The following is a 5,914-nucleotide window of genomic DNA, read 5'->3' as shown; positions in this document are numbered from 1 at the left end:
GATTAATCGTTCATCCGGACCATTTCCGTAAAGGAATCGCACAGAAACTGTTATCTTTTATTGAAGGTCAGTTCGATACAATGACCATAACAGTAGCAACTGGTTCCAAAAATTCGCCAGCTGTTACTCTTTATAAGAAGAATGGATTTCGAATCACGAAGGAAGTCCAAGTAAATCAACAATTATCCTTAACCTACTTTGAGAAGAAAATATAATCTGATTGGACAGGAGTGAAAAATATAAAACATAAAAAGCTGTTGGAAACTAATTGCGGGACGCCTTATTCTTTTCATTCTGGACGACAATCGGTCTCTTGATTCTTTCTATCATTCAAATTACTGTGGATAAATATAGTAGGTAATAGGCTTACCTCAGAGTTAAATTATAAATTAGGAGAGTTCCGATGCCGATTATTATACACAAGCAGTTTATATATGCACCAATAGATGGATGTTTTGATCTTGCCAGAAACGTCGATATTCTTATAAAAACGACGGCGAAAACGAAGGAAAAAGCTGTTGGTGGGGTAACACATGGCTTATTAAATGAAGGTGATTCCGTTACTTGGGAAGCTACTCACTTTGGTATTAAGCAAAAACTGACGGCAAAGGTAACACATATGCAGCAGCCAACTATATTTGTGGACGTAATGGTAAAAGGCGCATTCAAATCATTTACCCATACTCACAAATTTGTAGAAGAAAAAGACGGCACTTTAATGATCGACATGTTTGAATATAAGTCGCCATTCGGTCCATTAGGGAGTATTGCTGACAAATTATTTTTGTATAATTATATGGAAAGCTTCATTAAAAAAAGATCGGCAGAATTGAAAATGCTTGCAGAAAGTAATGAATTATAAGGGGGGCGTTAATGTCAGTCTCTGAAATCATTATCATGTTGCTTGTTTATGGAAGTCTTTTTTTATATACCGCAAGATTTGGTTCTTCACACAACAAAATCATATTTTACGGTCACTATATTTTCTTAATTATTTTATATTGTTTAATAACTCTTGCTATTTGGTTCATCTACAAAGGGATTGAAGTACATATTAATTACCATAGCGGATATGAACAAATTAGTTTGAATAATAAGGCTATCCTTACAATCGTTTGTTTCAGCATTTATAATCTGATTTTATTTTTAGTAAGCAAGAGATTAAAAAGAAAAAGTCGTCAATTAAAGAAAGTTGAGGCACTCGAACGAAAATTAGAAAATAAGTAAATGGCTATAAAAAGGAGTTGGCAATACATGATTACATTAAGAAATGTGCAAAAGTCAGATTTAGAAGAGCTGGTCGTCATTGAGAATGAAGGCTTTACAAATGAAGAGGCTGCAACAAGGGAAGCATTTGTGGAAAGAATTAAGCTGATCACGGATACGTTTATTGTTGCTGAAAAAGATGGAGTGATTGTTGGTTATATTAACGGTCCGGTAATTCCTCAATTATACATAACGGATGACCTTTTTGAAGAAATTAAAGAAAATCCTAATAAAGGCGGATACCAAAGTATATTGGGAGTAGCTGTTTCTAAAAAGGCGAGGAATCTAGGTATCGCTCGAATCTTAATCAATAAAATGGAGCAGTTGGTAAAAGAAAATGAACGACAAGGAATTACTTTAACATGCAAACAGGAATTGGTTCTTTTTTATGAAAAACTCGGCTTTGTAAACCATGGCATTTCTGAATCACAGCATGGCGGAGTTAGCTGGTATAACATGATCAAACAGCAAGAAAATATGGATTAATTCTGGAGGGATTTCAATTTAATGTGAAATCCTCTTTTTATTTTTCGGTTATTCAATATCAGAATTTTCCATTATAATGGAACTAGTAAATAATTGAAATATAAATTAAGTATAAGTTAGGTGAATATAGATGAAAAAGTCCACTCCAAAGCTTCCTTTAACATCTGAAGAAAGAATGAATTTAAGAAAGTGCAAAGTGAAATTAAATGAAATTGCTCTAATGGATATACAACAATTAACAGCATGTTTACAATCAACTTACGAACGTGCCAAGTATCTGCGTGGACTAGCTCAATTCCAGGCGATCCCTTCAATTGGACCGAAGTTGGCTCAATGGGTTACTGAATTGGGTTATTATTCTTTGGAAGAGTTGAAAAACGAAGATGGTGCTGATTTAACTAATCGATTGGAGGAACAGTTCGGTTATTGGGAAGACCCGTGTGTAGAAGATTCATTAAGATGTATTGTACATCATGCTAACTATTCAAACAGCGAAAAAAGTTGGTGGCATTTTACGGATGAACGGAAACAATATCGGGAGTTAAATGGATACCCTGATTCAAGGCCAACGACACCTTGGCATGATAAGAAAGCTAAAAGCTGATTGAGTAGTATATACAGAGCTATTAAGAAAGATCAGAACCGATGGGGGACTAAATATGAAAATTCACAAAATAGATCATGTAGGTATTATAGTAAACGATCTTACGGCGGTTAAGAAGTTTTTCATTGAATTTGGGCTGGAAGTTCTTGGTGAAGGGGAAGTGGATGGTAAATGGGCAGAGCGAATCATCGGGTTTACTGATGTGAAAGCAACGATTGTCCTTTTGGGGATGTCGGATGGCCAGGCAAATTTGGAGCTTGTCAAGTTTCATATAGACTCAAAAATAGAAAGTATTCAGCAATCTTCAAAAAATCATATTGCCTTTGCTGTTGAAGACATTGAAAAGGTCGTTGCTAAATTAAAAAGGCAAGACGCGGAAATTATTAGTGAAATCCAAAACTACAATAGTATATATAAATTATGCTTTGTTCAGGGACCGGAAGGCATAATTTTAGAGTTAGCCGAGAAAATGAGATAAACTTTAAGTGGTAGATTTCAACTTAATAGAACATTTTCATAGTAACCTTGGTGGGAGGAATAGAATTGGCAACTAATGCAGCTTTTCAAAGAGATATTAAAAGTTTTTGGTACCCAGAGTATAACAAAAATGGCTATCCACATGTGCAACAAGGATTCATTCTTCACCCTGATCGAAACGCTGAATTCGATCCTTTTATTTTAATGGCAGAAGATTGGTATAAGCGTGGTGTTTTCTCTGATCACCCACACCGTGGCTTTCAAACTGTAACATATGTTGTAGATGGCAGACTAGAACATATTGATAATGCTGGCGGTTACAGCATTTTAAATGCCGGGGATGTCCAATATATGAATGCCGGTTGGGCAGCTAGACATGCAGAAGAAGCGTTCGAGGATGACTTGATTCATACATTGCAGCTATGGCTAAATCTGCCGAAAAGATTAAAGCATACAGAAACGTCTTATCAAAATATTTTTGTTGAAGATGCACCTGTAGTTAATACCGATGGCGGATTCGTTCGAGTTTATTCAGGGAATATTGCAGGTGTAACAGGACCTATGCAAAGTTTAGTTCCTATTACGATGACAGAAATTACTCTTCGTGAAGGTGCTGAATACACACATGTTTTACCCGAAAACCATAATTCATTCTTGTTTATGTTGGCGGGAGAGATGGAATTTGGGGAAAGCAAGACAAAAATAACGAAAACGGGAGCGGCAACGATTTTATTTAACGAAAATGGTTCAGAAGCCAATTCAAGCGAATTAAAAATTAAAGCATCAACACGGTCTAAAGTTTTGATTTATTCAGGTGTCCCAATTAGAGAAGAAGTTGCTCTAGGTGGACCTTTTGTGATGAATACAAAAGAAGAGATTAGAGAAGCATTCCGTGATTTACAGCTAGGTGGATTTGGCCCGCCAGCTGTGAAAAAGTAAAAACTAATTAGCAATTAATAGCAAACGGTACAATGAACCAGATGGAATTGAGCCATCTGGTTTTTATTTTTAGCAAGTTTGATTCTTCAATATGGTAAAATTTATAATATAAGGAGAGGATTTCATGGATTTATTATCATTTGCCTTTTTAGGATTTTTGCTGTACATCGTTGTATTTTTGGCGGTAAAGCATGGGATTAATTATTCGGAACTTGGAATTTTAATTAAAAATAAATATAAGATTGAGGAAGAAAAAACTAAATTAAGTAATGAAGATATTGAAAAAGATATTAATAAACAAAACTAATCGAGAAATAATGGGGGATAAGTGTGGAGATTAAAAAGCTGGAAAAACACGAAAAAGTGCCAATGGAATTATTGCTATTGGCGGACCCTTCAAAAAGTATCGTGGAAGATTATGTAGCAAAGGGTGAGTGTTTTATAGCTGAAAGTAAAGAGCAAATCATTGGCGTCTATGTCCTGTTACCGACAAGACCGAAAACTGTGGAAATTGTCAATGTAGCAGTAGCCGAAGCTCATCAGGGAAAAGGGATTGGGAAAATATTAGTGAATGATGCCATTCTTGTAGCCAAAACACAGGGGTATAAGACGATTGAAATTGGTACGGGAAATTCAAGCATTGGGCAATTGGCGTTATATCAAAAATGCGGTTTTCGAATTGTTTCAGTTGATCATAACTATTTTATTAAGCATTATTCCGAAGAAATATACGAGAATGGCATCCAGTGTATCGATATGATTAGGTTGTCGAAAGAGTTATAGGGAGGATAAGTATGAAAAAATACGCATTCTTATACTGTTTGTTTTCCATACTGCTCATAACTACTGCATGCAGTTTCCAAGCAGAACCTAATACAACAGTTGAAGCCGCAATCTCAAAGTTGACTGAGGATGAATTTGAGATTGTCGGAACGCATGGATTAGAAAATTCCTAAATTGATAATTTCAGGAAATTTACATTTAACGTGGAAGTAAATAATGTAGCCGGCCACAAAGTTGATTTTACATTTAGCGATAGTTGGAAAGAAGCGATCGATTCATATGACGCTACAGACCGGTATTGGTTTGGAGGTGGTAGTGAACAAAATAATGAGGGGGAGAATGTCGTAAAGCATGCTCAGGAATTTGTATTTTATTCTAAAGGATTAAATGAAGAATCAATGAGAGAGGCATTGAACATGATTATTTTTGAAGTAAGCATAGATAACGATGGAGAAATCGCGAATCGCGAAGAAGAATGTAAGGTTGGGGATTTTGTTGAATTTGATTGATAGTAATATTTATAAATGATTGGAGAAATCTTCTTGAAAATATACGATCTGGCAAGTAAATTTTTAAATCAGTATGAACCTTCAAAAGAGTACTACGAAAGTTATTTTAACAAACATCCTGAAATTTATAGTTATTACTTTGATAACCATTGTCACAATAAAGAACTGAAACTTGAAAAGGCGTTAGAAACCCATCCAAATAAGATTGAGCAAATGAACTGGATTACAGACAAATTAAAATCGCTAACACCTCAAATTACAAAGGAATACGAAAAGCGGTTTTCGATAATATTTTCTAAAGATGTTTATATTTTTGTCGGTCTAGGTGGTTCGAATGCGTATACTTATCGTTCCATGGATCCTCATATTGCTTTTTGTGTTGAAAAGTTTGAACCGAATGAAGATGGCCTAAATGTAATAATTGCACATGAATTTGGCCATGCAGCCCATCATCTTTTCACTACACATAATGGGATAGATGCAAAAGATATACATTGGTATAACCCGTTCACCTGGCTATTGCAAGAGGGTGTAGCAACTTATCTTTCAACTTTAATAGTAAATGCAGACAAAGATATTTATTTTGCTTATCAACCCGACCCAGAGTGGCTTTCATATTGTGAAGAAAATACAAAAATCATTATTGATGCTTTTCAAAAAGATTTATATCAAAATTCATCAGCTACAATATTTAAAGAATGGTTCTCGATTAAAGGTGGTCAAACTTTTGGCTATAGCCGGCTTGGTTATTACATTGCTTATCTTTTAGTAAAGTATTTAGTAGACGTAGAAGGTATTGGAAATGCAATGCTTTATTGGGGAAATCCAGATTTTGAAGATAGAATAAAAA

General features: G+C 35.0%; 12 protein-coding genes. All 12 read left to right on the top strand.

Going from position 1 to position 5,914, the window contains the following annotated elements; genetic code table 11:
• A partial coding sequence (locus tag ABS917_RS18770) for a GNAT family N-acetyltransferase (RefSeq protein WP_350480412.1) occupies nucleotides 1-215 on the top strand: 215 nt, incomplete at its 5' end.
• Between the two features lie 188 nt (nucleotides 216-403).
• On the top strand, nucleotides 404-862 hold the full coding sequence (locus ABS917_RS18765) for an SRPBCC family protein (RefSeq protein WP_350480411.1): 459 nt from the start codon (nucleotides 404-406) through the stop codon (nucleotides 860-862).
• Nucleotides 863-873: 11 nt separating this feature from the next.
• Nucleotides 874-1,227 carry a peptide ABC transporter permease gene (locus tag ABS917_RS18760; protein WP_350480410.1) on the top strand — a complete coding sequence of 118 codons (354 nt, stop codon included), beginning with the start codon at nucleotides 874-876 and terminating at the stop codon, nucleotides 1,225-1,227.
• A gap of 27 nt (nucleotides 1,228-1,254) precedes the next feature.
• Nucleotides 1,255-1,752, top strand: a complete 498-nt coding sequence (locus tag ABS917_RS18755) for a GNAT family N-acetyltransferase (RefSeq protein WP_350480409.1) — start codon at nucleotides 1,255-1,257, stop codon at nucleotides 1,750-1,752.
• Between the two features lie 130 nt (nucleotides 1,753-1,882).
• Complete coding sequence (locus tag ABS917_RS18750; RefSeq protein ID WP_350480408.1) at nucleotides 1,883-2,356, top strand: helix-hairpin-helix domain-containing protein; 474 nt, start codon at nucleotides 1,883-1,885, stop codon at nucleotides 2,354-2,356.
• 55 nt (nucleotides 2,357-2,411) lie between these two features.
• Nucleotides 2,412-2,834, top strand: coding sequence for a VOC family protein (locus ABS917_RS18745; protein WP_350480407.1), 423 nt, complete (start codon nucleotides 2,412-2,414; stop codon nucleotides 2,832-2,834).
• 65 nt (nucleotides 2,835-2,899) lie between these two features.
• Nucleotides 2,900-3,772, top strand: coding sequence for a pirin family protein (locus ABS917_RS18740; protein ID WP_350480406.1), 873 nt, complete (start codon nucleotides 2,900-2,902; stop codon nucleotides 3,770-3,772).
• A gap of 124 nt (nucleotides 3,773-3,896) precedes the next feature.
• Nucleotides 3,897-4,079, top strand: a complete 183-nt coding sequence (locus ABS917_RS18735) for a hypothetical protein (protein WP_350480405.1) — start codon at nucleotides 3,897-3,899, stop codon at nucleotides 4,077-4,079.
• Nucleotides 4,080-4,102: 23 nt separating this feature from the next.
• Complete coding sequence (locus ABS917_RS18730; protein WP_350480404.1) at nucleotides 4,103-4,555, top strand: GNAT family N-acetyltransferase; 453 nt, start codon at nucleotides 4,103-4,105, stop codon at nucleotides 4,553-4,555.
• A gap of 11 nt (nucleotides 4,556-4,566) precedes the next feature.
• Nucleotides 4,567-4,728, top strand: coding sequence for a hypothetical protein (locus ABS917_RS18725; protein WP_350480403.1), 162 nt, complete (start codon nucleotides 4,567-4,569; stop codon nucleotides 4,726-4,728).
• Between the two features lie 30 nt (nucleotides 4,729-4,758).
• A complete protein-coding gene (locus ABS917_RS18720) occupies nucleotides 4,759-5,064 on the top strand; it encodes a hypothetical protein (protein ID WP_350480402.1) in 306 nt (101 codons plus the stop codon).
• A 33-nt stretch (nucleotides 5,065-5,097) separates the two neighbouring features.
• Nucleotides 5,098-5,914: hypothetical protein (locus ABS917_RS18715; protein WP_350480401.1), on the top strand; the 817-nt coding region annotated here is incomplete at its 3' end.

This window comes from Solibacillus sp., from assembly GCF_040273735.1.
In the GTDB taxonomy this organism is placed as follows: domain Bacteria; phylum Bacillota; class Bacilli; order Bacillales_A; family Planococcaceae; genus Solibacillus.
This window is presented reverse-complemented; position numbering and strand designations above follow the sequence as displayed.